A 22,869-nucleotide genomic window follows, 5' to 3' on the forward strand; every position below is an offset into this window, starting at 1 on the left:
CTTCAGGGCGGTGCAGTACCTGTGGGAGTCGGCTTGCCGGCGATTGGGCTGTGCAACAGCCCCTTGTTTCTGGTTAACAAAACATAACGTCCCGCTCGTTGTGTTCCCGCAAACATCCCCGCTACGATGGCCCGAAGCTATTGCAGGCCTCTATCACAAGGTTTTCGCAGTACCTGCAAGGCACAGACCCACCAAGAACAACAAACAGGGGACGGTCATGAGGGAGCGGGTAATGACGCGCGCCAGGCGTGGTGCCTGGCCGCTGGCAGCCGGCGCAATGCTGGCGCTGGCACTGGGGATGTGGGCGGGCAGCGCGCAAGCCGCCGCCGCACAGGAGTACTCCACCGAATCGGCAAAGGCCAGCCAGAGCCTGCTGATCGATGCCGCCCATGCCGGCAAGCGCCTGGTAGTGGTGGGCGATCGCGGCCACATTCTGTTCTCCGATGACCAAGGCAATACCTGGACCCAGGCCCGGGTGCCTACCCGGCAATTGCTCACCGCAGTGTTCTTCGTCGACGACAAGCGTGGCTGGGCAGTCGGGCACGACGCGCAGATTCTCGCCAGCAACGATGGCGGTGCGACCTGGAGCAAGCAGTTCGAAGACCTTGCCCGTGAAGCCCCGTTGCTCGATGTCACTTTCCTCGATGCCCAGCACGGCTTTGCCGTGGGCGCTTACGGCGCACTGCTGGAAACCCGCGACGGCGGCCAGCACTGGCAGGACGCCGCCGAGCGCCTGGACAACCCCGACCAGATGCACCTCAACGGTATTGCCCAGATCAAGGATGCCGGCCTGTTCATCGTCGGCGAGCAGGGCAGCATGTTTCGCTCAAGCGACAGCGGCCAGAGCTGGAGCAAGCTCAACGGCCCCTACGAGGGCTCGCTGTTCGGCGTGATCGGCACCGCCCAGCCGCAGACGCTGTTGGCCTATGGCCTGCGCGGCAATCTGTTCCGCTCCACGGACTTTGGCGACAGCTGGCAGCCGATCGAACTCAAGGCCGCGCGCGGCAACCTCGAATTCGGCTTGGCAAGCGCTACGCTTCTGGATGATGGCAGCCTGGTATTGGTCGGCAATGGCGGCAGCGTGCTGCGCAGCATTGATGACGGGCAGAGCTTCACTGTCTATAACCGCGCCGACCGTATTGCCCTGGCTGGCGTCAGTGGCCTGGCCAATGGCGGCTTGCTGCTGGTAGGGCAGGGTGGTTTACATCTGGCCACCGGCGAAGGTGCCGACCAGGCAACCGAGGAGCCTCGCCCATGACCAGCCGAGAGAGCATCATGCACCCCCACCACCAGGACAAACCCACGCTGCTGGAACGCCTGATCTTCAACAACCGCCCGGTGGTCATCGCCCTGTGCGTGCTGGTGAGCATCTTCCTGTTCTGGCAGGCCGCGCAGATCCGCCCCTCGACCAGTTTCGAGAAGATGATTCCGCTCGAGCATCCGTTCATCGAGCAGATGATGGAGCACCGCAACGACCTGGCCAACCTCGGCAACACCGTGCGCATTTCGGTCGAGGCGGTCAATGGCGACATTTTCGACAAGGATTACATGGAGACCCTGCGCCAGATCCATGACGAGGTGTTCTACATCCCCGGCGTCGACCGCGCGGGCCTGAAGTCGTTGTGGAGCCCCAGCGTGCGCTGGAGTGAAGTCACCGAGGAGGGGTTCTCCGGCGGCGAGGTAATCCCCAATACGTACAACGGTTCGCAAGACAGCCTCGACTCACTGCGCGACAACGTGCTCAAGTCCGGCCAGGTAGGACGCCTGGTGGGCAACAACTTCAAGTCCAGCATCGTCGATGTACCCTTGCTGGAAAGCTACCCCGATCCGCAGGACCCCGGGAAACAGGTCAAGCTGGACTACCAGCAGTTTTCGCACTTGCTCGAGGAGAAAATTCGCGACAAGTTCCAGGCGCAGAACCCCAATGTGAAGGTGCACATCGTCGGCTTCGCCAAAAAGGTCGGTGACCTGATCGACGGCCTGGTGATGGTAGCGATGTTCTTTGGGGTCGCGCTGGTCATCACCTGGGTGCTGCTCTACTGGTTCACCTGGTGCATCCGCAGCACCATCGCCGTGCTGATCACCACCCTGGTGGCAGTGGTCTGGCAATTGGGCCTGATGCATGTGGTGGGCTTTGGCCTGGACCCTTACTCGATGCTGGTGCCGTTCCTGATCTTTGCTATCGGCATTTCCCATGGGGTGCAGAAGATCAACGGCATCGCCTTGCAGTCCAGTGACGCCGAGAATGCCCTGACCGCTGCCCGGCGCACCTTCCGTCAGCTGTTCCTGCCCGGGATGATCGCGATTCTCGCCGACGCGGTGGGCTTCATTACCCTGCTGATCATCGACATCGGCGTGATCCGCGAACTGGCCATCGGTGCGTCGATCGGCGTGGCGGTGATCGTCTTCACCAACCTTATCCTGCTGCCGGTAGCGATCTCCTACATCGGCATCAGCAAAAAGGCCATCGAGCGCAGCAAGAAGGACGCCACCCGTGAGCATCCGTTCTGGCGCCTGCTGTCGAATTTCGCCAGCGCCAAGGTGGCGCCGGTGTCCATTGCACTGGCCCTGGTCGCCTTCGCTGGTGGCCTGTGGTACAGCCAGAACCTGAAAATCGGCGACCTCGACCAGGGCGCGCCGGAGCTGCGCCCGGACTCGCGCTACAACCAGGACAACAACTTCATCATCAGCAACTACTCGACCAGCTCCGATGTGCTGGTGGTGATGGTGAAGACGCCGGCGGAGAGCTGCTCGATCCACTCGACCATGGCACCGATCGACGAGCTGATGTGGACCATGGAGAACACCCCCGGCGTGCAGTCGGCGATCTCCCTGGTGACGGTATCCAAGCAGGTGATCAAGGGCATGAACGAGGGCAGCCTGAAATGGGAAACCCTGTCGCGCAACCCGGACATCCTCAACAACTCCATCGCTCGCGCCGACGGCCTGTACAACGCCGACTGCTCGCTGGCACCGGTGCTGGTGTTCCTCAACGACCACAAGGCCGAAACCCTGGAGCGTGTCACCAGCGCTGCCAAGGCGTTTGCTGAAAGTCATGACAAGGACGGCTTGCAGTTCCTGCTGGCGGCGGGCAACGCCGGGATCGAGGCTGCGACCAACGAGGTGATCAAGTCGGCCGAGCTGACCATCCTGATCCTGGTGTACATCTGCGTGGCGGTGATGTGCCTGATCACCTTCCGCTCCTTTGCTGCCACCCTGTGCATCGTGCTGCCGCTGGTGCTGACCTCGGTACTGGGCAATGCGCTGATGGCATTCATGGGGATCGGCGTGAAGGTCGCCACCTTGCCGGTGGTGGCGTTGGGCGTGGGTATCGGTGTTGACTACGGCATCTACATCTACAGCCGTCTGGAAAGCTTCCTGCGTGCCGGCCTACCGCTGCAGGAAGCCTATTACCAGACCCTGCGTTCGACCGGCAAGGCGGTGCTGTTCACCGGTCTTTGCCTGGCTATCGGCGTGTGCACCTGGATCTTCTCGGCCATCAAGTTCCAGGCCGACATGGGCCTGATGCTGACCTTCATGCTGCTGTGGAACATGTTCGGTGCGCTGTGGCTGCTGCCGGCGCTGGCGCGGTTCCTGATCAAGCCCGAGAAGATGGCAGGCAAGCAGGGCGGTTCGATCTTCGCCCATTGATTGCAAGGGGCCGCTTTGCGGCCCATCGCCGGCAAGCCAGCTTCCACAAGGCCTGTGGGAGTCGGCTTGCCGGCGATCACCGGTGAAGCCGGTGCCATGCATCGCTGCAACGCAGCGCCAAGGCTATAATGCCGGCTCCTTTCCAATTGGTACCCCCATGTCCCCCCTCGCCACCGCCCTCGCATCCTGCGACATGCTACTGATCGATGGCCTGCACGCCTTCGACTTCAATCTCGATGAAACAGGCCTGACGGTCGAATGCATGGACGGCCGCCAACATCGGCGCTGGACCTTCACTGCCGAACAGGTCGCCGCCGCCATCGGTGCCGGTGACGAGTGGCAACTGCACGATGCCCAGGGCGAGCATCGTCTAGTCTGTATGAGTGCCTTTCGCGCCCCGGATGAAGACGACGATGAACCCGACCTGGACGAGCCTGCTGACCGCTAGTCTCATGAGCCTGACTTTGAATGCCCAGGCCGTCACGCTGCTGGTGGGCAGTTATACCGATGGTGCGAGCCAAGGTATCTACCGTTACCAGTTCGACAGCAAAACTGGCCTCATCGGCCCTACGCCGCAGCAGGTGGTCAAGAGCGTCAGCCCTTCCTGGCTGGTGCTTTCGGCGGATCAGCGGCAACTGTTCGCGGTTAATGAGGCGCCAAAGGGACACGCCAGCAGTTTCAGCGTGGGTAGCAAGGGTGAGATCAAGCCGCTGAACCAGGTTGCCACCCGCGGCGATGAACCTACGCATGCCAGCCTCAGCCGCGACCAGCGTTACCTGTTCGTTGCCAACTACGCCGTTGCTCCAGACCCGGGCGGCAGCCTGGTGGTGATACCGGTGGCCAAAGACGGCAAACTCAAGGATGTGGTGCAGCAGGCCGGACACGCGCCCAGTGGGGTGAACCCCGAGCGCCAGGCCGGTGCCCATGTGCATTCAGTGGTGCTGTCGCCGGACGGTAGTCACCTGTATGCCAGTGACCTGGGAGCCGATAGGGTATTCATCTACCGCTACGACGGCGCCAGCACCGACCGCCCGCTAAGCCCGGCCATCCCCGCATCGGTCGAACTGCCAGCTGGCAGCGGCCCGCGTCACCTGTTGTTCGATGCCAAGGGGCGGCATGCCTATCTGACGCTGGAAATGAGCGCCGAAGTGGTCATGTTCGATGTCGATGATGCTGCCCTGCGCGAACGCCAGCGCCTGCCGCTGACCGAGCAGCAGGACGCGGCGGCAAAGGCGGCAGGCGGCCTGCACCTCTCGGCGGACGGGCGTTTTCTTTATGTGAGCAATCGCGGCACGGCCAATGAGATCGTTGCATTCAGTGTGGGCAAGGATGATGGGCAGCTTGCCTTCCTGCAGCGTCGATCGGTGGAGGGCGACCATCCTCGGGAGTTTGCCCTGGACCCGAGTGACAACTTCCTGCTGGTGGCCAACCAGAAGAGCAACCAGATTGTGGTCATGCGCCGCGATCCGCGTACGGGCAAGCTGGGTGAGACTGTGCAGACCCTGGCGCAGGACGCACCTTCGGATCTGAAGTTTATCGAGTGACTATCGATACGCGTGATAATCCCTACCAGCGCAATGAATTTCTGTAGCTGATCCTGGCGGCGTAAGTTTGACCCAAGGCCCAGACAGGCCAACGTCAAACCACCGAAGTCGAGGTCAGCCCAGATGAACTTCAATCTTTTCCCGGTAATCGCCGCATCCGCCGTTTCCGCCTCTGTCGTACTGCCGGCGCATGCCCATGCTGACACCAGCAACAAGGTGTCCGCCACCCACAGCTATACCGAGCAGTACCTGCGCCAGAGTGCCCATTTTCATGCGGCTTTGAGTGCTAAACACAACCACTGAGCCCTACGCGAACCTCTATAGGCTCGGCTCAACTCCCTTGGCCATCACCGCCTTGAACAGCTCAGACGCCAACCACCCCTCCAGCCAGCTCCGCACACGCGGATAAGCCGCCTCGGCGAACCACTGCGGTTCGACCCCGGCAAACTGGCGCATCAGGGGCAACAGCGCGGCGTCGACCAGGCTTGGATGGTTGGCCAGCAGGTAGGGCCGGCCCTCTAGCAGGTGTTCAAGCTCCGCCAGCCAGGCCTCGGCCTTCTGGCGGTAATGCTCGCGTGTGTGCTCGGGGTATCGCTCGGCATATTTGTACAGGTTGACCTGCGCCTTGAACTCGCTGTCGTTGCGGGCAATAAGCCGGTCAGCCTGTTGTGCGGCTGCGGGGTCAGCCTGCAGCCGCCAGTCCTGCGGGTCATTGCGCTCAAGCGCCCAGCGCATGATGTCCAGGCTTTCCTCCAGCACGCCTTCGCCGGTGTCGAGCACCGGGACCGTCCCCTTGGGTGATAAAGCCAGCAACTCGGCCGGCTTGTTCTTCATCGCAACTTCGCGGACGTGTACCTCGCACCCGGCATAGTGCAGGGCCAGGCGCGCACGCATGGCCCAAGGGCAACGGCGAAACGAGAAAAGGATCACCCGCACACCTCGACATCACTCAGGCCGTTGCCCTGGCGACGCACCTGGATCTGCACCGGAATGCGCTCGTGCATCTCTTGCACGTGGGAGATCACCGCCACCTTGCGGCCCTGCGCCTGCAGACCGTCGAGGGCGTCCATGGCCAACTGAAGCGACTCAGGGTCGAGGCTGCCGAACCCCTCGTCGATGAACAGCGACTCGATACGCAGGGTGCTCGACGCCATCGAGGCCAGGCCCAGGGCCAGGGCCAGCGACACCAGGAAGGTTTCACCGCCGGACAGCGAGTGCACCGAGCGCAGTTCGTCGCCCATTTCGGTGTCCAGCACCAGCAGCCCCAGGGCGCTGCCGCCACGTTTGAGGCGATAGCGCCGCGCCAGTTGGCGCAATTGGGCGTTTGCATGGTGCAGCAGCAGGTCAAGGTTGTAGCCCTGGGCGATCTTGCGGAACACATCGCCAGAGGCCGAACCGATCAGCGCGTTCAGGCGTGCCCAGCGCTGCCACTGTTGGTAGGCCTGTTCGATTTCGCAGGCAAGGGCCTGGTATGCCTGCTGGCGACGCTGGTCGTCAGCCTGCTGCGCGCGCAACTCAGCGCACTGCTGCTCCTGAACGTTCAGTTGCTCGGCAAGGCCGGCCAGTGATTGCTCAAGGTCTTCGCCGTTCACGTCACCCTGTGCTTGAGCGGCGTGCTGTTGCCGGCGCTGTTCACGCTCCTGGAGCAGCACGCGGCCTTGCTCGATGGCATTTTCTGCTGCCTGCAGGTGCTGGCGCAGCGTACTCAGCTGGGAGTCGTCCATGGCCAGCAAGCGATCGAGCCCGCTGTCATCCAGTTCGGGATGTTCGCTGCGCCATTGGGCAATTTCGCCCTGAAGCTGCTGGCACTCGTGCTCCAGTGCCTGCTGGCGCTGGGTATTGGCCTTGAGCTCTGCGGCCAGTTGCACGCCCTGGTTGCGCAGCGCCTGCAGGCGCTCAGCAGTCTGGGCATCAAGGGCGCGGGCCTGCTCCAGATGCACCTCCAGGTGGTGTTGCCAGGCTTCGGCGCTGGTGTGTTCGCCGAGTAGCGCGGCCAGCTGCGCCTGAGCCTGCAGACGCTGCTCGTCGAGGGCTGCGAGAGTATGCTGCAGCTGTTGCTGAGCCTGCAGGCGCGTCTGCTGCTGATCGCGCAGCTTGTCCAGTTGCAGTTGGCGCGCGTGCTGTTCGTCCTGCTCGTCCTTGCGCTGTTCCAGCTGCTGCAGGCGCTGCGCGATCTGCTGGTCGAGGCTCAGGAAGGCATTGGCCGGATCATCACTCAAGGCCTTCAGTACATCGGCCGGCAACACACTGGCCAAGTCATCAAGGCCTTGTTGCAGATGCTGTTCATCGTTGGCCAGGGCTTGGTGCTGGTGGTCCAGGTGGCGCTGGGCCTTTTGCCGCGCCTCCTGTGCGGCTTGTAATTGCTGTGTGAGGCGGGCAGCGTCTTTTTGCAGGGCAAGCAGGGCGCTTTGGCGCTTCTCGTCCTGTTTGATCTCATTGTCCAGGCGCTTCAGCTGGCTTTCCAACCACACTGTACGGGCCTTGTCGTCCTGTGGCGCCAAGGCAGGCCAGAGGGGGTGCGACTGTACGTGTGCGACCAGCGGCTGCAACTGTTCGCCCAGCTGCGCCTGTTGCTGCTGATGGTCCTTGAGCTGGGCGTTGACCACGCCAAGCTGAGTGCGTAGCTCGACCAGTTTGCCGTTGAGAGTATCGACGTGCTTTTGCGCAGCATCTACTTCGACCTGATCATGTCGGCCCAGACTCTGCAGCAAAGCCTCAGGCTGGTGGAACGGGTGTTCGGCGCTGCCACAGACCGGGCACGGTTCGCCGTCACGCAGTTGGCCGCGCAGCTCTTCGACGCTGGTATTGCGCGCCAGGCGCTGACGCTCCAGCAACTGGCGGGTGAGGTTGAGCGCCTGCTCGGCCGCTTCCAGCTCCGCCTTGGCTGCGGTGCCTTCACCAATCAGCTGTTGGCGTTGCTGCATGGCGTGCTGCTGACGTTCACGCAGACCATCGAGTTGACTGCGCAGCTCCTGCTCGCGGCCATGCAGGCGCGCCAGTTCTTCGACCGCCCGCTGCTGCTTGCGATTGTCCTGCAGCATGTTGCCGAGCAGGTCGATCTGCTCAGCCAGCGCCTGCGGCTCTGCTTTGGCTTCGCGGAACAACAGCTCGAACGCGTCATGCTGGGCCTGCCACTGCGCATTGGCTTCGCTGGCGCTGGCCTGCAGGCCGGGCAGTTCCTCACGGCCCTTGCTCAGGCGCCCGCCAATCAGCATCACTTGCTTGAGTTGGGGCAGGTAGGCCTGCCAGGCATTGGCCAGCCCGGCCAGGTGCTGGCTGTCTGCCAAGGCCGCGTCGATCTGCGCCAGCTGTTGCAGGCTGCGCTGCTGTTGTTCGTCCAGTTGCTGCAACTGCTGTTGGCCTTCGGCGACGTGCAGGTCGGCCTGCTGCCTGGCCGTGCGTTGCGCCTCCAGCTCAGCGTCTAGGCGCGTTAGGCTGTCCTGGCCGGCAAACGCCTGGCGCAAGCGCGGGGCACTTTCGCTGTGTTTCGTCTGGCTGTCGGCCAGTGTCTGGCGCGCTGCAACCAGCGCAAGCTCCAGCTCCTGGGTGCGCTCCAGCAGATCAGCTTGCAGCTGTTGTTGCTCGGCGATCTGCGCCGCCAACGGCGTCAGTTGCGCGGTCAGTGCTTGCTGGCGATGGAACTGGTGCCGTTGCGGGGCCAGGCGTTCCAGGCGCTGCAGGTCGAGGCGTTGCTCGGCCATTGCTTGCCAGTTTTGCTCGGCAGTGTGCAGGGCGGCACCGGCTTCGCTGAGTTGGGTCTGCAACTGGCGTTGCTCGTTGAGCCAGGTGCGCTGTTGCTCCAGCTGACGCTGGCGGGCTTGCTCGGCCTTGAGATGTTGTTGCGCCTGCTCCAGGCGCTTGTCCAGCTCGGCTCGGGCTTCGGCGGCCATCGGCAGCAGGTGGCTGGCGCGGTCTTTCAGCGCGTTGTGCGCTTCGCCGGCTTCGCGGGCCTTGCTGAAGGCACGCTGGCCCAGGCGCGTGTAGATCGCGGTGTTGGTGAGCTTTTCCAGCAGTTCGCTGCGTTCTTTGTCGTCGGCCTTGAGGAAGGCGCCGAATTCACTCTGGGCCAGCATCACGGCGCGGGTGAACTGCTCGAAGTTGAGCCCCAGACGGGCTTCGATCTGTTGTTTGTATTCGTTCTTGCCACTGCCCAGCACCTGCTCACTGTCCAGGTCATAGAGGCTCTGACGGCTCAGTTGCAGCTTGCCATTGGCCTTGTCGCGGGCACGGTTGGCTTCCCAGCGCGCGCGGTAGCGGTGGCCGTCGACGCCGACGAAGTCGACCTCGGCAAAGCCGCTGCCGGTGCCGCGGCGCAGCAGGTTGCGCGGGTCCGAGGTGGGGATTTCGCCATCGGCATCTGGCACCTTGGCTTCGCGGCCGATGTCATTGAGCCGCGGCACAGTGCCGAACAGCGCCAGGCACAGTGCATCGAGCAAGGTGCTCTTGCCGGCGCCGGTAGGCCCGGTGATGGCGAACAGGCCTGCGCTGGCCAGGGGTTCGGCGGTGAAGTCGATGTCGACCGGGCCGGCCAGGGATGCCAGGTTCTTCAGGCGGATGGCGAGAATCTTCATGGCTGTTCCTCTTCCAGCTGGACGTCCTGCAGCAGCAGGGCGAAGTCGGCCAGGGCCTGCTCGTCGACGGGGTTGCCGTAGGCCTGTTCCCAAGCGCGGCTGAACAGGTCCTGCGGGGTCATCTGTGCCAGTTCCACGAATGCCTGGTCGTCGTCCTGCTCGTTGCCCTGGCCGGCATATTCGGTACTGATACGAATCAGCCGCACCGCCTTGCCTTGCAGGGCGTTTTCGATCTGCTGGCGCAGGTCCGGCTGAGGCTCGTCCAAGCGCACGCGTACCTCCAGCCAGGGCTGGCGGTTGGGGTCTTCGAGCAAGTCGATCTCAGGTAGCTCGGCGAGCTGTTCGAGCAATTCGCCCAGCGGCACCGGGCCGATGCGTTGCAGGGCTACGGCACGGGGCACCGGGCGCGCTTCGACGCTGACCAGTTCAGTGCCCTCGAGCTCGACTTCCAGCACCTGGTGCGGATAGTTGATTTCAGCGAACGACAATGGGATCGGCGAGCCGCTATAACGTATGCGGCTTTCGCGGTTGACCTTCTGCGGCTTGTGCAGGTGGCCCAGGGCAACGTAGCTGATGGCCTTGTCGAACAGTTTGGCCGGAAGGGCCTCGGCGTTACCGATGATCAGGCTGCGCTCGGAGTCTTCGGACACAGCACCGCCGGCCATGTGCGCGTGGCTGATGGCGACCAGCGCCTGGTCCTTCTTGCGTTTTTTCTGCGCGGCCGCGATCAGTTGCTGGTGCACCTGGTTGATGCCCTGCAGGTAGTCGTCGCCCAACTGCGGGCCGGTGACCTCGGCCGGGCGCAGGAAGGGCAGGGCCAGGCACCAGGCGGCCACCTTGCCGCGGCCGTTGGTCAGTGGGATCAGCAGGCGTTCGGCATCCAGCTGGCCTTCGTCGAGCCAGTGCACACGGCCCAGCGCGTGGGTGCGCAGGCGGCGCATGAGCGCGGCAGGCAGCTCGATGCGCGAGCCGGAGTCATGGTTGCCGGCGATCATCACGATGTCCAGCTTCGGCTGTTGCTCGTGGGCCTGGACGATGAAGTCGTAAAGCCGCTCCTGGGCTTTGACCGGTGGGTTGACCGTGTCGAAGATATCACCGGCGATCAGCAGCGCGTCGGGCTGGCGCAGGTGCAGCTGGCCGAGCAGCCATTCGAGGAAGCAGGCGTGTTCGAAGTCGCGTTCCTGGCCGTGCAGGCTTTGGCCCAGGTGCCAGTCGGAGGTGTGAAACAGACGCATGGATGACCTGTTGGATTGGGACATGAAGGCTTCGGCACTTGGCGTCATGACAGCGCCAAGGCGGCCCTCGAAGGAGGGCGGTATGGTAACTCAAGTGGCTTGCTGATTGTCTGGAGCCTGGCCGTATTCGAGGCGTTGAAAGGAGGGGCGCGTGCTACACGGACATTCAATTATGCGAACAGGTCGGCATAGTGGCCATCTGCTTGCTTGTTGCCGGCCATCGCCGATGTTCTAATCTTTGCCCCGGCGCGGCGCTTGCGATGCTGCTGGGGTGGGCTACCGGAACCAATCTAAAAAGGAATTTTTATGCAAAGCACGCCACAAATCCAAGCCGACTACGGCAACCTGAAGCCGAAATGGCAGGAGCGTTTCGCCTTCTTCGATCAGCACGGCGGGCCACGTGAAGCGACCTACAAAGCAGCGTTCCGCGCCTTGCCGTTTCGCAAGAAACTGTTGATCAACAACAATTTCCTCGGATTCTTCTTTGGCCCGATCTACTGGTTTGTCCTGGGCATGTGGAAGAAGAATCTGGTCATGCTGGCCATCATCATGGGCATCGGGCTGCTTGAAGGCGTTTACGAGGCTGCCACGGGTAATGCGGTACCTCGGGCGCTGGATCAGGGCATCAGTGTGGCCTTTGCCGTGCTGTATGGCATGTTGACCAATTATGCCTATTACCTGAAACAGACCAAAGGGGAGCAGGGCTGGAACCCGTTTCAGGGGCATCGGTTCATCTGATCGCTGCCGGTGAGCAGCGGGGGAAGGGTCAGGATTGCATCCGGGCTGAGAAGGGCCTGTCTTTAGTACTGCGCCCCTCTCCCAATCACTTCGGATAAAGCGGCGGCAAGCTCCCCGGCTCACCCGAAGGCAACAACACCTGTTCCGCCGGTGGAATCGTGCCAATCGCCCGCCACAGATCCTCCCCCTGCCAATACTGCCCACTCTCGCTGTAAAGCGCCCCGTTCAGTCCATCCAGCGCATCCGACAGCGGCACGAACCGCGCCGCCATCTCCGCCAGGGTCTCCGGCTGTTGCCGGGCCCAGGCATCGAGCGCCTGGCGCGTAGCCTGCGGATCGTTGGCCTGGCAGGCGCGCTTGAGGTCGTCCAGCAGGGTGCGCGGGCTTGGGCCGGTCTGCGCGGCGCGCAGTACCGCTGGTTGCGAGCGGGCGCGCCACCACAGGGTAAAACCGAGCGCCGTGGTGAGGGCGAAAATCACGGTGGAGAGTTGCCAAGGCCAGAGCAGATGGCTGGCGCTGCCGGCATCGCCTACCGGCGTGTCGCCGCTCAGGGCAGGGTTGTCCTGCACGTTCAGGTTACGCGCCGGCAGGCTGCTGTGCTCCAGATGGTCCTCGCGGGTATTCCACCAGGTGACTTCCAGCGCCGGCAGGGCGAGTTCGCCGCTGTGAGTCGGCACCAGCGCTTCGCGTTCCTCGCGGTTGGCGGTCATGCCGCGCTCGCTGATTTCGTTGCGCAGCAGCGGTTGGTCCGGGTAGCGGCGCAGGCCGACGATTTCGGTGGCCGGCAGTTGCGGCAGCTGGGTGCTGGACAGCCCTTCGGCGCGCAGCGTAATACTGCGGGTCAGCGAATCGCCTATCTGGGGTTGCTGCCTGCCAGGGTCGGGGTTCCAGTGCTCCTCAAGGGTCAGGCTGCGGGCTGGCAACCACGGTTCGGCCGTGGGCCAGGCGGCGGGGATTGGGTGAACGGTCAGGCGTAGCGGCAGGGAACTGACCTGTACCTGACGACCTGTACGTGCAGTGCCCGCAGGCTGCTGAGCAGTATCGGCAGCGGTGGCGGTGAACGTCAGGGGCGCAATTTCCAGGCTACCGCTCTGCTGCGGATAGAGTGCGTAGCGTGTCTCGATCACCCCATGGCGTACGCCGTTGATTTCCTTCTCATAGGTGCGTGAGTCACCCAGCGGCTCGACTTTTGCGTTTTCCAGCCGCAGCGGGCTGAGGCTGCTGTCGTCGTACAGCGACACCGAATGGTAGATGCGCAAGGTCAGCACGGCCTGCGCCTGGACGTATACATCATTGCTGTCCAGGGTAGCCTCGACGAACACCTGGGATGCGCTGTCCGGGCGGTTGGCATCAGCTTGCACCACCTGCAGGTCGATGGCCTGGCTGTGCGATTTGCCCAGTTGCAGCTCAGGAATACGCAGGCTGCCACTGCGCCGCGGCAGCAGGGTAATGATCCAGCGAGTGCTGGCCCGAGTCTCGCCGTCGAGGGTGTGCAGGCTGTTCAACTGGCGCGTGCCGCGCACTTCGAAGTCGCCGTCCAGGGCGCGCAGGTCGGGCTTGCCGAACTGGGTCACATCCTGGCTTTCGAGCGTCAGTTCCAGGGTTTCGCCGGCGCCCAGGCGAGTGCGATCGACGCTGGCCTGCAGGGTCGGCTCGGCCTGGGCCAAAAGGGCCCAGAAGAGGCTGAAGAGAAAGACGCCGAGGCGACTCATCGTGGGGTTTCCTGATGCAATTGCTGTTCATACCAGAATTTGCGGCGTAGCAGCTGCGCCGGGTTGTCGGGGATTTCCCGCAGCCATTGTTCCAGGGCCTGGCGTTGCTCGGCGTCGAGGCTGGTCGAAACCGGTCGCTTGGGCGGCTGGGTGATGCTGTCATCGTCGCCACCCTGGTTTCCGGGAGTGGCCTGGCTGTTGTTGCTGTCTTGGCCGGGCTGTTCGGCGTTGGCCTGTTCATCGTTGCCGGGCGTGCCCTGCGCCGGGCTGCTGGCCGAGCTGCTGTTGCCCTCGGTCTCGCTGCCGGGCGTGCCTTGGGCATCGTCTTTGGCCGGTTGTTCCTCGGCCTGTGCTTCGCGTTGCTGCAACAGCTGCTGGATCAGTGCCTGGTTATCCAGCGCCGGCTTGAAATCAGGCTGGCGCTCGAGGGCTTGCTCATAGGCATCCAGAGCGGCCTCCAGCTCGCCGCTGCGGGCCAGGGCATTGCCTCGATTGTAGTGGGCGGCTGTCGTATTGCCTTGGGCAAAGGCCTTGGCGGCGGCGGCGTAGTCGCCGGCCTGGTACAGCGCCATGCCGCGCCATTGCGGGTCCTGGAAGTGCCGGGCAGCCTCCACCGGGCGGTTCTGTTCAAGCAGGCGCTGGCCCTGCTGGTCGGGACGCAACCACAGGTCATTGAACTCGAACGCCTGGCTCGGCTGCGGCAGAGCCAGCAGCAGCGGAAGGCAGAACAGCCAGCCGCGCCGACCCGCGCAGGCGGCCAGCAGTAACAGGGGTATCAACAGCCAGTAGCCTTGATCGGCCCAGCTGTCGAGTTGCAGGTTCTGGCCGTCATTGCGCAGGATGCGCGGGTTGTCGTACAGGCCGAGGCCCCGCAGGTCGAGGTCGTCGATGCGGGCATGACGGTAGCGGCCACCGGTGCCGTTGATGAACGTCCTGAGCCCGCTGCTGTCCAGGCGCGGTACCAGAATGCCGCCTTGCTCGTCCTTGAGGAACTCGCCGTTGGCCTGGCGCACCGGAGCCCCCTCGCTGGTACCGATTCCGAGCATCAACAGGCTCGGGCCCTGGCGGCCAAGGGCCTGGACGATGCCCTGGCGTTCCGGGGCGCTCAATGCCGAACCGATCAGCAGCAGGCGGCCTTGGCCCAGGCCGCTCTGCGCCAGCAGGGCCAAGCCTTTTTGCACGGCCAGGTCGGCGCGCTGGCCGGGCTGCGGCATGATCGAAGGGTCGACGGCCTCGAGCAGGTTGCGCGTGGTGCTCAGGTCGTCGGACAGCGGTACCAAGGTATGTGCGCTGCCTGCATAGACGATCAAGGCGGTCTGGCTGTTGCGGCGATGTTCGAGCAGGTCCAGGACCTTGCGCCGAGCCTGCTGCAGCCGGTTGGGCGGCGTGTCCTCGGCAAGCATCTGCGGCGTCAGTTCGAGCAGGATCACCAGCGGGTCGGCCGGGCGTTGGCGGGTTTCTTCCAGGCGCTCCCAGCTAGGCCCGAGCAGCGCCAGTACCACCAGTAACCAGGCCAGGCCCAGTGCGACCCAAGGTAGTTTGCTGTGGCTGCCGCTGCCGCCACCGAGCAGCACCGGGTGGAAAGCCGGCGGCAGGATCATCTGCCAGCGCCCGGCGCGCCTGCGCCGGTGCCAGAGCTTGAACAACAGCCAGGCGAGCAGCGGTACCACCAGCAGCCAGAGTGGGCGCAACCAGTGCGGCCAGAGGTCGATCATCGCCGCCTCCTCAGGCGCAGCCTCTTGAGGCGTTCGCGCCATTGCGGGTGGGGCTGCAGGAAGCGTGGCCGGCGCAGCGCACGTTGCAGCAAGTTGTCTGGCCATTGCACCGCCACTACCAGCAGCACACTGAGCAGCAAGGCCAGGGCCAGTGGCCAGGCATACAAAGCTGTTGCCGTGCGGGCTTGGGTTGGCTGCTGCGCGACGGGTTCCAGCTGGTCGAGGGTATCGCCGATCGCATCCAGTTCTGCGCCGTCGTGGGCGCGGAAGTAGGCGCCATGGGTCAGGTCAGCGATTTCCTTCAGTGAGGCCTCGTCCAGATCCAGGCTCGGGTTGAGGCCGAGCAGGCCCGGCGTACCGCTGGCCTCGGGGTTGGCGCCGATGCCGATGGTGTAGATGCGGACGTCTTCCTGCGCAGCCAGGCGGGCAGCGGTCAACGGATGGATCCGCCCGCCGTTGTTGGCACCGTCGGTGATCAGTACCAGCACCCGGCTCTGCGCCGGACGCTGGCGCAAGCGCTTGACCGCCAGGCCAATGGCGTCGCCGATGGCGGTGTTCTTGCCGGCGATGCCAATCTGCGCTTCGTCGAGGAAGGTGCGTACGGTACGCCGGTCGAAGGTCAGTGGTGCCTGCAGGTATGCCTGGCTGCCGAACAGGATCAGGCCGACGCGATCGCCCTCGCGGTCTTGCAGAAAGTCGCCCAGCAGCGCCTTGACCAAGTCGAGGCGGCTGACCTCTTCATCCTTCCACTGCATGTCGGGAAAGTCCATGGAACCGGACACATCCACTGCAACCAGCAGGTCACGGCCACTGGCGGCCACCGGTACCGGATCGCCCAGCCATTGCGGGCGGGCGGCGGCGAGCAGCAGCAACAGCCAGATCAGCGCGAACGGTGCCTGCTGGCGCAAGGTCGGCAGGTTCAGCCGTGCCCGACGCCCGGCGAGGCCTTCGAGTTCGTGGAGAAAGCCTACCTTGAGCACCGGCTCGCCGCTGTCGGCGGCAGGCAGCAATAGGCGGGCCAGCCACGGCAGCGGCAGCAGCAGGAAAATCCACGGCCAGGCCAGTTCAAACATGTTTGCGGATCCAGGTTTCGACAGCCTGACTGAGCCCGGCGATGGCCTTGTCGTCAAGCTTGCATTCAGGCTTGTACGCGCCTTCGACCAGCACCATCCAGCGGGTCAGGCCGGCGGCGGGGCAGCGGTTGTCGAGGAAAGCCAGCCACTGGCGGCCATTGAGGGTATGGCTGTTGGCCCCAGGGTAGTGGTTGCGGCACAGGCGCTTGAGCAAGGCGTTGATCTGTTGCAGCCAGGCCCCGGCCGGCGCGCCGTCGTATGGGCGCGGCAGCAGGGCCAGCTCGGCCAGGGCTTCCAGGCGTACCGGGTCGAGCGGTTGCTCGGCGCGCACTACCCGACGCTTGCCTGGGCGCCAGCGGCGCAGCCGCCACAGGCCCCAGCCAAGCAGGGGGAGGACGACAAGCAGCAGCCACCAGCCAGGTGCCGGTGGCCACAGGCCGATCGCTGAAGGGGGGATCAGCGGTTGCAATTGGTCCAGAGGGTTCATTGGGCGCTGCTCTTCATGAACCGCTCCGTGGGCGCTGCGCATTGAGGTATTCGCGCAACTGCTCGATCATTTCGCTCTGGGTACTCAAGGGCATCAGCAGCACGCGCAGCTTCTGGGCCATCAGCTCCCAACGTTCTATACGTGCTTCGGCCTGCTGACGGTAAGCCTGGCGCAGGTTGGTGTCCAGGGTGTCGAGCTCCAGGTGCGCGCCGCGCTGGGAGAAACGCAGCAGGCCTGCTGCAGGCAAGGCATGGTCGAGCGGGTCGGAAACCGGCATCAGCAGCAGGTCGCAATGGCGCGAGAGCATCGCCAGGTGCTGTTCAGCCTGGGCGCTGAGTGAGCGCTCGTCGCAAATGACGATGGCCAGGCTGCCCGGGCGCAGTACTTCACGCGCGCGGCGTAGAGCCAGGCCCAGGCTGTCAGCGTGGGGCGTGGCTTCGGTGTGCAGCGCCTGGTTGACCTTGGCCAGGCGGTTGAGCAGCTGCAGCAGGCTCTGCTTGCTGCGCCGCGGCTTGATTTCGTGGTGCTCATCATCGCCGAACACCAGCCCGCCGATGCGGTCGTTGTGGCCTAGCGCAGCCCAGCCGAACAGCGCCGCAGCCTGGGCCGCGAGCACTGACTTGAACATCAGCCCCGAGCCGAAGAACAGGCGTTGGCTTTGCTCGACGAGGATGAAGATCGGCCGCTCGCGTTCTTCATGGAACAGCTTGGTATGCGGCTCTTGGGTGCGTGCGGTGACCCGCCAGTCGATGTTGCGTACGTCGTCACCGGCCTGGTAGACGCGCACCTGGTCGAAGTCCACGCCGCGCCCGCGCAGCTTGGAGTGGTGCAGGCCGACCAGCGGGCTGCGCTGGCCAGGCCGGGAGAACAACTGGATCTCGCGCACGCGGTGACGCATGTCGATCAGCTCGGCGAGGCCGATGCGGATGCCGGGTTCGGCCTGCTGAGCGGTGGGCATGGGCTCAGGCAACGGCGACGACGTCAAGGATGCGCTGGACCACGCGGTCCTGGTCGATCCCGGCCGCTTCGGCTTCAAAGGACAGGATGATGCGGTGGCGCAGCACGTCGAACAGCACGGCCTGGATATCCTCGGGGCTGACGAAGTCGCGCCCGGCCAGCCAGGCATGCGCCCGCGCACAACGATCCAGGGCGATGGAACCGCGCGGGCTGGCGCCGTAGGCGATCCAGTCGGCCAGCTCGGTATCGAACTTGGCCGGCGTGCGCGTAGCCATGACCAGTTGCACGAGGTATTCCTCCACCGCGTCGGCCATGTACAGGCCAAGGATTTCCTTGCGTGCAGCAAAGATGGCCTGCTGGCTGACACGCCGTTCAGGTTTGACTTCGCCACCCAGCGCTTCACCGCGGGCTTGGGCCAGAATGCGTCGCTCAACCGCCGCATCGGGGAAGCCGATCTTCACGTGCATCAGGAAACGGTCGAGCTGGGCCTCCGGCAGGGGGTAGGTTCCTTCCTGCTCGATCGGGTTTTGCGTGGCCATGACCAGAAACAGCGGCGACAGGTCATAGGTACTGCGCCCGACACTGACCTGGCGTTCGGCCATTGCCTCGAGCAACGCCGACTGCACCTTGGCCGGTGCCCGGTTGATTTCGTCGGCCAGCACCAGGTTGTGGAAGATCGGCCCCTGCTGGAACACGAAGCTGCCGGTTTCCGGGCGGTAGATTTCTGTGCCGGTAATGTCGGCCGGGAGCAGATCAGGGGTGAACTGGATGCGATGGAACTGCGCTTCGACACCTTCGGCCAGCTCTTTGATGGCCTTGGTCTTGGCCAGGCCCGGGGCGCCCTCGACCAGCATGTGGCCGTCGGCCAGCAGCACGATCAACAGCCGCTCGACCAGTTTTTCCTGGCCTAGGATCTGGGAGGAAAGAAAGGTGCGTAGCGCGATCAGCGCTTCACGGTGTTCCATCGGCGGCGGTTCCTGGGATTGGGCCAGGGCGGGCGCGGAGCGCGACGGACCTGGCAGGGGTGGATACTTTAATCTATCCGGGGGGTGGCGACCAATTACGGCCCGGTTTTTTATGCGCATTGAAGCGGTGGAATATCCGCGTGCGTTTCAGGTGTTCTCCGATTCCCGGTGGCGGTGATCTGTCGCTTGCTTGTGCTCTTCGAATCATGAAGGAGCATGATGATGAGCAAGCAGTACGGTATACCTGCCCCGGTCACCCTGCGGGTGGGCGTTTTTTTCGATGGCACCGGCAACAATCAGGGCAACGCTGCACCCTTGGCTTCCACCGGCCGCGGTTGCGCAGGGGGTAGTTACGCCAATGCCCGCAGTAACATTGCCCTGCTGCACGCGCTTTATCCCTCCGGGCCTGTGCTAGGTCAGGTCCATTTCAGCGTTTATGTGCAAGGTATCGGTACAACACACGGTGCGCCTGACTCGTCCTTCGCCCAGGCGACGGGGCGCGGAAGCGCGGGGGTGGCGGCCCGGGTAGATCAGGCGCTGGTGGAGGTTGGCAGGCAGCTGCGCGATTATCGGGCTGAGCATCCGCAGGTTGTACCCAAGTGCATCGAATTCGACCTGTTCGGTTTCAGTCGAGGTGCTGCGGCGGCCAGGCATCTGGCCAATCGGCTGGGCAAGGAGGAGGCGGGCTTGCCGGCTGAGCTGCACGGGCCCCGGGCGATCAATTTCATTGGTCTGTTCGATACGGTGGCGGCAATCGTTGCACCTTTGCAAGGCAGCTTCGACCCTGCCAGCGATCAATACGGCGGTTTGCGTCTCGGGCTGGACACACTTGTCGCCCGGCAGGTGGTGCAACTGGTGGCCGGCGATGAGCAGCGCCACAACTTCCCGCTGGTGCGCAGCGACAACGACATAGTCGTGCCGGGTGTGCACTCGAATATCGGTGGCGGTTATCGGGAGCACATGCGTGAGCAGGTTCTTTTGTGCAAACCGCAGTCGAGCCGGGTCGCGCGGACGACGCCGGCTGAATGCACAAGCGCCCATGCGGCGGTCAATGCGCTGCTGACCTCAACTTTTGCAGGCCTGGTCGATCCGCGGCCAAGGCTGCTCAGCTGGGAGGTGCCGATCGAAGGCAGCCGAGCCAAGCGCGATGACCCGGAAAAGCAGGTGTACGCCGCTGTGTACCGAGAACGTGAAGTCAGTGGCCATCTGTCACGTGTCTACCTCAGCATCATGCGTGAACTGGCCGTGCGCGGTGGCGTACCGCTCGCTCCCTTGGGCTGTGACGATGCGCATCACCTGCCGGCAGAGTTGCTGCCTGTCAGCCGCAAGCTGCATGAGTTTGCCCTCGGGCAATGTGCGCAACTGCGCCTGACGACCCAGGAACGAGCGTTGCTGCAGGCAAAGTATGTACACACATCGGCGCACTGGAACGCCGTGAAAGGGCTGGATAACAGTGCGCTGGATTCGTTTTACATCGACCGGCCGGGCAAGGCGGGCAGGGTGCTGCACAAGAACCCGGTTGGCTGATGCGGGTGCCGGCCTGCCCACCATTATCGATGTGCAGGCCGGCCCGGGTCAGTTTTTCGAACTGGAGTGCTTGCGGCCTTGGTCACACAAGGCAAACACCACCACCAGCACACCGGAAACCGCCAGGATCAAAGCCACGCCGTCGGTGGAGTGGGTCGCCGAGTTCGCCACCAAGGCAAGGCCGCCCAGGGGCGCCAGGCCGCCGGCCACTGCAGTGCCAATCTCGCGCCCGGTGCCGAAACCGGAAGAGCGCGTCTGGGTCGGGAACTGCCGGCTAAGGAACGAGCCCTGGGGGGCGAACATCATTGGCGCGAGGAGGCCGGTGCCGATGGCAATGGCCACATAGATCAGTGTTGGCTCACCGCTGCTCAGCAACTGCAAGAATGGATAAGCAAACAGCGCCGACAGCACGCCGCCGAGCATCAACACGGTCTTGCTGCTCCAGCGGTCGCACAGCCAGCCGAAGAACGGTACGGCAAAGATCGCCACCAGGCTGGCGATGGTCACCGACAGGGAGGTGACATGTGCCTCGACACCTTTGAACTGAGTCAGGTATGCCAGCGAGAACGTCTTGAATATGTAGCTCAGAGCGTTGTAGCCGATGGCCACGAAAAACACCACGGCCAAGCCTTTGAGATCGTTCCTGAACAGCAGTTTCAGCGGTGACTCCTGCGGTTTGGCATCGGCCTTGTCGAGTTCTTTGAAGTCCGGTGTCTCAGGAATGCTCTTACGCACCCAAAGGCCGATCGCCACCAGGGCGATGCTGGCGATGAACGGAATGCGCCAGCCACCGGCGAGGAGAAACTCGTTGCCGTTCATGGTCAGCAGGTAAACGGTCAGCGACGACAGCAGCAAGCCCAGGTTGAGCCCCAGTGCTGGCCAAGCGCCCTGGCTGCCGCGCTTGCCTTCGCTGGCATGTTCGTAGGAGGTGACGGCCGCCCCGGACAGCTCTGCACCGGCGCCCAGGCCCTGGATGATGCGGATCACTACCAGCAGAATCGGTGCCCAGATACCGATCGAGGCGTAGCTGGGGATCAGACCGATCAGCGCGGTGCACACACCCATCATGCAGAACGTGATAACCAGTACATGCTTGCGGCCGAAGCGGTCGCCCAGGTAGCCAAACAGAACCCCGCCGAATGGGCGCGCGACAAAACCGATGGCAAACGTGGAGAACGCCAGCAGTGAAGCCACTGCCGGGTTGCTGGCATCGAAGAAAATCTTCGAGAACACGATCGCCGCCATGGTCGCGTAGAGGTAGAAGTCATACCACTCCAGCATCGAACCGAAGATGGTTGCCGCCGCCACCTTGCGCAGGCGCTTGCGTTTCTGTGCTGGTGTCTCGCTCGCGGCCGGGGCCGCCTCGTGTACCGACATCTGATGTTCCTTATTGTCTTTGTAGTTGGGGTGTGCAGCAGGGTTCAGCTGGCCTTGAGGATCTTTTCAGCGATCATCTGGCCGATGGGGATCGCCGAGGTGGCAGCCGGTGACGGTGCATTGCAGACATGCACCATGCGCGGGGTCTCGGCGAACAGAAAATCGTGGACCAAGGTGCCGTCGCGCATCACGGCCTGGGCACGGATGCCTGCCTCGAAGGGCAGCAGGTCGCCGGCCTGCAGCGACGGGCAGTACTTGCGGCACTGCTCCAGGTAGCCGTGCTTGAACAGCGAGTTCTTCATCTCGGTGGTGCCGGAGCCGAGGTTGTTCCAGATCGTTTTCCAGAACCCAGGGAAGCGCACGTACTCGGCCACATCGCGCCAGTTCACCGCGAACTTGCGGTAGTTTTCCCGGCCAAAACCCAGCACGGCGTTGGGGCCGACGGTGACACTGCCGTCGATCATGCGCGTCAGGTGTACACCGAGGAACGGTAGCTGTGGGTCAGGAATCGGGTAGATAAGGTGGTTGACGATCTGGTTCTTGCTGGCTGGCAGGCGATAGTACTCACCGCGGAATGGGATTATCTGGTGGTCGATCTTTACCCCGGCCAGGCGCGCCAGGCGGTCGGATTGCAGGCCGGCGCAGGCGACCAGCTGGCGGGCATGCCAGGTCTGGCTGTGATCGCACACTTCGACATGATCGCCAAACTCGCGGATGGCCTGCACGGTGGTGGCCAGGCGCACTTCGCCGCCGGCCTGCTCGATGACCTTGGCCATGGCATCGCACACCTGCTTGTAGTCGACGATGCCGGTGGCATCGACGAACAGCGCACCAAGGCCTGCAATATGGGGTTCGCGGCGCCTGAGTTCACTAGCGTCCAACCGCTCGACCTTCAGCCCGTTGAGCTGTGAACGCTCGTACAGCGCCTGCATGCGCTGCATTTCCAGCGGGTTGGACGCCACCAGCAGTTTGCCGCAGACATCGAAGGCAATGCCGTGCTCGCGGCAAAAATCCTTGGTCGCCAGGGCGCCACGCTTGCACAACTCGGCCTTGAGGCTACCCGGGGCATAGTAAATGCCCGCATGGATCACCCCACTGTTGTGGCCAGTCTGGTGGCGGCCGAGGCTGGACTCCTTTTCCAGTATCAGCAATGACGCCCCGGGGCGTTGTTGGAGCAGGGCCATCGCGGTGGCCAGGCCGACGATGCCGCCGCCGATGATGCAGTAGTCGTATGTCATGCAGGAGTACCTTGGTATTCTTGTCGGTGGATCTGCTTATCAGGTTGTCAGACTAATGGGTGCGTAAAAAAGAGCTTGCC

General features: G+C 63.8%; 18 protein-coding genes. 7 read left to right on the forward strand and 11 right to left on the reverse strand.

Going from position 1 to position 22,869, the window contains the following annotated elements; all coding sequences use genetic code 11:
* The first annotated feature begins 232 nt into the window (after positions 1-232).
* The 5 genes from ACW4TB_RS22375 (at position 233) to ACW4TB_RS22395 (ending at position 5,498) form a co-directional block, all read left to right on the forward strand.
* Positions 233-1,258 (forward strand): WD40/YVTN/BNR-like repeat-containing protein, encoded by a 1,026-nt coding sequence (locus ACW4TB_RS22375; protein WP_455843081.1) that lies wholly within the window; start codon positions 233-235, stop codon positions 1,256-1,258.
* A complete protein-coding gene (locus tag ACW4TB_RS22380; RefSeq protein ID WP_437440757.1) occupies positions 1,255-3,651 on the forward strand; it encodes an MMPL family transporter in 2,397 nt (798 codons plus the stop codon). The genes ACW4TB_RS22375 and ACW4TB_RS22380 overlap by 4 nt, the downstream gene beginning before the upstream one ends.
* Positions 3,652-3,808: 157 nt before the next feature.
* Complete coding sequence (locus ACW4TB_RS22385; protein WP_012313488.1) at positions 3,809-4,099, forward strand: DUF5629 family protein; 291 nt, start codon at positions 3,809-3,811, stop codon at positions 4,097-4,099.
* A 4-nt stretch (positions 4,100-4,103) separates the two neighbouring features.
* Entirely contained in the window at positions 4,104-5,195 is a 1,092-nt protein-coding gene (locus tag ACW4TB_RS22390; RefSeq protein WP_455843082.1) for a lactonase family protein, read from the forward strand.
* A gap of 123 nt (positions 5,196-5,318) precedes the next feature.
* Positions 5,319-5,498, forward strand: coding sequence for a hypothetical protein (locus ACW4TB_RS22395; RefSeq protein ID WP_012313490.1), 180 nt, complete (start codon positions 5,319-5,321; stop codon positions 5,496-5,498).
* 15 nt (positions 5,499-5,513) lie between these two features.
* Here the strand turns inward: ACW4TB_RS22395 and ACW4TB_RS22400 are convergent, their stop codons facing one another.
* Genes ACW4TB_RS22400 through ACW4TB_RS22410 form a run of 3 tightly spaced genes read right to left on the reverse strand, consistent with a single transcriptional unit; the run spans position 5,514 to position 11,001 of the window.
* Positions 5,514-6,125, reverse strand: coding sequence for a glutathione S-transferase (locus ACW4TB_RS22400; RefSeq protein WP_279930422.1), 612 nt, complete (start codon positions 6,123-6,125; stop codon positions 5,514-5,516).
* Positions 6,122-9,766, reverse strand: a complete 3,645-nt coding sequence (locus tag ACW4TB_RS22405) for an AAA family ATPase (RefSeq protein ID WP_279930424.1) — start codon at positions 9,764-9,766, stop codon at positions 6,122-6,124. Before ACW4TB_RS22405 ends, ACW4TB_RS22400 begins: the two co-directional genes overlap by 4 nt.
* On the reverse strand, positions 9,763-11,001 hold the full coding sequence (locus ACW4TB_RS22410; RefSeq protein ID WP_279930426.1) for an exonuclease SbcCD subunit D C-terminal domain-containing protein: 1,239 nt from the start codon (positions 10,999-11,001) through the stop codon (positions 9,763-9,765). The genes ACW4TB_RS22405 and ACW4TB_RS22410 overlap by 4 nt, the downstream gene beginning before the upstream one ends.
* Positions 11,002-11,307: 306 nt before the next feature.
* On the opposite strand from ACW4TB_RS22410, the gene ACW4TB_RS22415 reads away from it, so the two are divergent.
* On the forward strand, positions 11,308-11,739 hold the full coding sequence (locus tag ACW4TB_RS22415) for a DUF2628 domain-containing protein (protein WP_012313494.1): 432 nt from the start codon (positions 11,308-11,310) through the stop codon (positions 11,737-11,739).
* 85 nt (positions 11,740-11,824) lie between these two features.
* Here ACW4TB_RS22415 and ACW4TB_RS22420 read toward each other — a convergent pair whose 3' ends face one another.
* The 6 genes from ACW4TB_RS22420 to ACW4TB_RS22445 are packed head-to-tail and all read right to left on the reverse strand — an operon-like array spanning position 11,825 to position 18,647.
* On the reverse strand, positions 11,825-13,450 hold the full coding sequence (locus ACW4TB_RS22420; RefSeq protein WP_279930428.1) for a BatD family protein: 1,626 nt from the start codon (positions 13,448-13,450) through the stop codon (positions 11,825-11,827).
* Positions 13,447-15,165, reverse strand: a complete 1,719-nt coding sequence (locus ACW4TB_RS22425; protein WP_012313496.1) for a tetratricopeptide repeat protein — start codon at positions 15,163-15,165, stop codon at positions 13,447-13,449. Before ACW4TB_RS22425 ends, ACW4TB_RS22420 begins: the two co-directional genes overlap by 4 nt.
* Positions 15,162-16,238 carry a vWA domain-containing protein gene (locus tag ACW4TB_RS22430; RefSeq protein WP_012313497.1) on the reverse strand — a complete coding sequence of 359 codons (1,077 nt, stop codon included), beginning with the start codon at positions 16,236-16,238 and terminating at the stop codon, positions 15,162-15,164. Before ACW4TB_RS22430 ends, ACW4TB_RS22425 begins: the two co-directional genes overlap by 4 nt.
* Positions 16,231-16,725 (reverse strand): DUF4381 domain-containing protein, encoded by a 495-nt coding sequence (locus ACW4TB_RS22435; protein WP_012313498.1) that lies wholly within the window; start codon positions 16,723-16,725, stop codon positions 16,231-16,233. Before ACW4TB_RS22435 ends, ACW4TB_RS22430 begins: the two co-directional genes overlap by 8 nt.
* Before the next feature lie 13 nt (positions 16,726-16,738).
* The gene (locus tag ACW4TB_RS22440; RefSeq protein ID WP_012313499.1) at positions 16,739-17,683 is read right to left on the reverse strand and encodes a DUF58 domain-containing protein; all 945 of its coding nucleotides are present in this window, start codon (positions 17,681-17,683) and stop codon (positions 16,739-16,741) included.
* Between the two features lie 4 nt (positions 17,684-17,687).
* Complete coding sequence (locus ACW4TB_RS22445) at positions 17,688-18,647, reverse strand: AAA family ATPase (RefSeq protein WP_012313500.1); 960 nt, start codon at positions 18,645-18,647, stop codon at positions 17,688-17,690.
* Between the two features lie 222 nt (positions 18,648-18,869).
* On the opposite strand from ACW4TB_RS22445, the gene ACW4TB_RS22450 reads away from it, so the two are divergent.
* Entirely contained in the window at positions 18,870-20,174 is a 1,305-nt protein-coding gene (locus ACW4TB_RS22450; protein WP_455843083.1) for a hypothetical protein, read from the forward strand.
* A 48-nt stretch (positions 20,175-20,222) separates the two neighbouring features.
* On the opposite strand, the gene ACW4TB_RS22455 is transcribed toward ACW4TB_RS22450, so the two are convergent.
* Both ACW4TB_RS22455 and lhgO read right to left on the reverse strand, forming a co-directional pair.
* Positions 20,223-21,551, reverse strand: a complete 1,329-nt coding sequence (locus ACW4TB_RS22455) for an MFS transporter (protein ID WP_012313502.1) — start codon at positions 21,549-21,551, stop codon at positions 20,223-20,225.
* 44 nt (positions 21,552-21,595) lie between these two features.
* A complete protein-coding gene (gene lhgO / locus ACW4TB_RS22460; protein WP_279930436.1) occupies positions 21,596-22,789 on the reverse strand; it encodes an L-2-hydroxyglutarate oxidase in 1,194 nt (397 codons plus the stop codon).
* Between the last annotated feature and the right edge of the window lie 80 nt (positions 22,790-22,869).

This window comes from Lelliottia jeotgali (assembly GCF_977070485.1).

Coding starts and splice junctions, on each gene's coding strand:
- ACW4TB_RS22380 (WP_437440757.1), top strand. CDS start 1,255: ATGACCAGCCGAGAGAGCATCATGCACCCCCACCACCAGGACAAACCC.
- ACW4TB_RS22415 (WP_012313494.1), top strand. CDS start 11,308: ATGCAAAGCACGCCACAAATCCAAGCCGACTACGGCAACCTGAAGCCG.
- ACW4TB_RS22375 (WP_455843081.1), top strand. CDS start 233: ATGACGCGCGCCAGGCGTGGTGCCTGGCCGCTGGCAGCCGGCGCAATG.
- ACW4TB_RS22435 (WP_012313498.1), bottom strand. CDS start 16,725: ATGAACCCTCTGGACCAATTGCAACCGCTGATCCCCCCTTCAGCGATC.
- ACW4TB_RS22385 (WP_012313488.1), top strand. CDS start 3,809: ATGTCCCCCCTCGCCACCGCCCTCGCATCCTGCGACATGCTACTGATC.
- ACW4TB_RS22450 (WP_455843083.1), top strand. CDS start 18,870: ATGAGCAAGCAGTACGGTATACCTGCCCCGGTCACCCTGCGGGTGGGC.
- ACW4TB_RS22410 (WP_279930426.1), bottom strand. CDS start 11,001: ATGCGTCTGTTTCACACCTCCGACTGGCACCTGGGCCAAAGCCTGCAC.
- ACW4TB_RS22395 (WP_012313490.1), top strand. CDS start 5,319: ATGAACTTCAATCTTTTCCCGGTAATCGCCGCATCCGCCGTTTCCGCC.
- ACW4TB_RS22420 (WP_279930428.1), bottom strand. CDS start 13,450: ATGAGTCGCCTCGGCGTCTTTCTCTTCAGCCTCTTCTGGGCCCTTTTG.
- ACW4TB_RS22425 (WP_012313496.1), bottom strand. CDS start 15,165: ATGATCGACCTCTGGCCGCACTGGTTGCGCCCACTCTGGCTGCTGGTG.
- ACW4TB_RS22440 (WP_012313499.1), bottom strand. CDS start 17,683: ATGCCCACCGCTCAGCAGGCCGAACCCGGCATCCGCATCGGCCTCGCC.
- ACW4TB_RS22405 (WP_279930424.1), bottom strand. CDS start 9,766: ATGAAGATTCTCGCCATCCGCCTGAAGAACCTGGCATCCCTGGCCGGC.
- ACW4TB_RS22455 (WP_012313502.1), bottom strand. CDS start 21,551: ATGTCGGTACACGAGGCGGCCCCGGCCGCGAGCGAGACACCAGCACAG.
- ACW4TB_RS22445 (WP_012313500.1), bottom strand. CDS start 18,647: ATGGAACACCGTGAAGCGCTGATCGCGCTACGCACCTTTCTTTCCTCC.
- lhgO (WP_279930436.1), bottom strand. CDS start 22,789: ATGACATACGACTACTGCATCATCGGCGGCGGCATCGTCGGCCTGGCC.
- ACW4TB_RS22390 (WP_455843082.1), top strand. CDS start 4,104: ATGAGCCTGACTTTGAATGCCCAGGCCGTCACGCTGCTGGTGGGCAGT.
- ACW4TB_RS22430 (WP_012313497.1), bottom strand. CDS start 16,238: ATGTTTGAACTGGCCTGGCCGTGGATTTTCCTGCTGCTGCCGCTGCCG.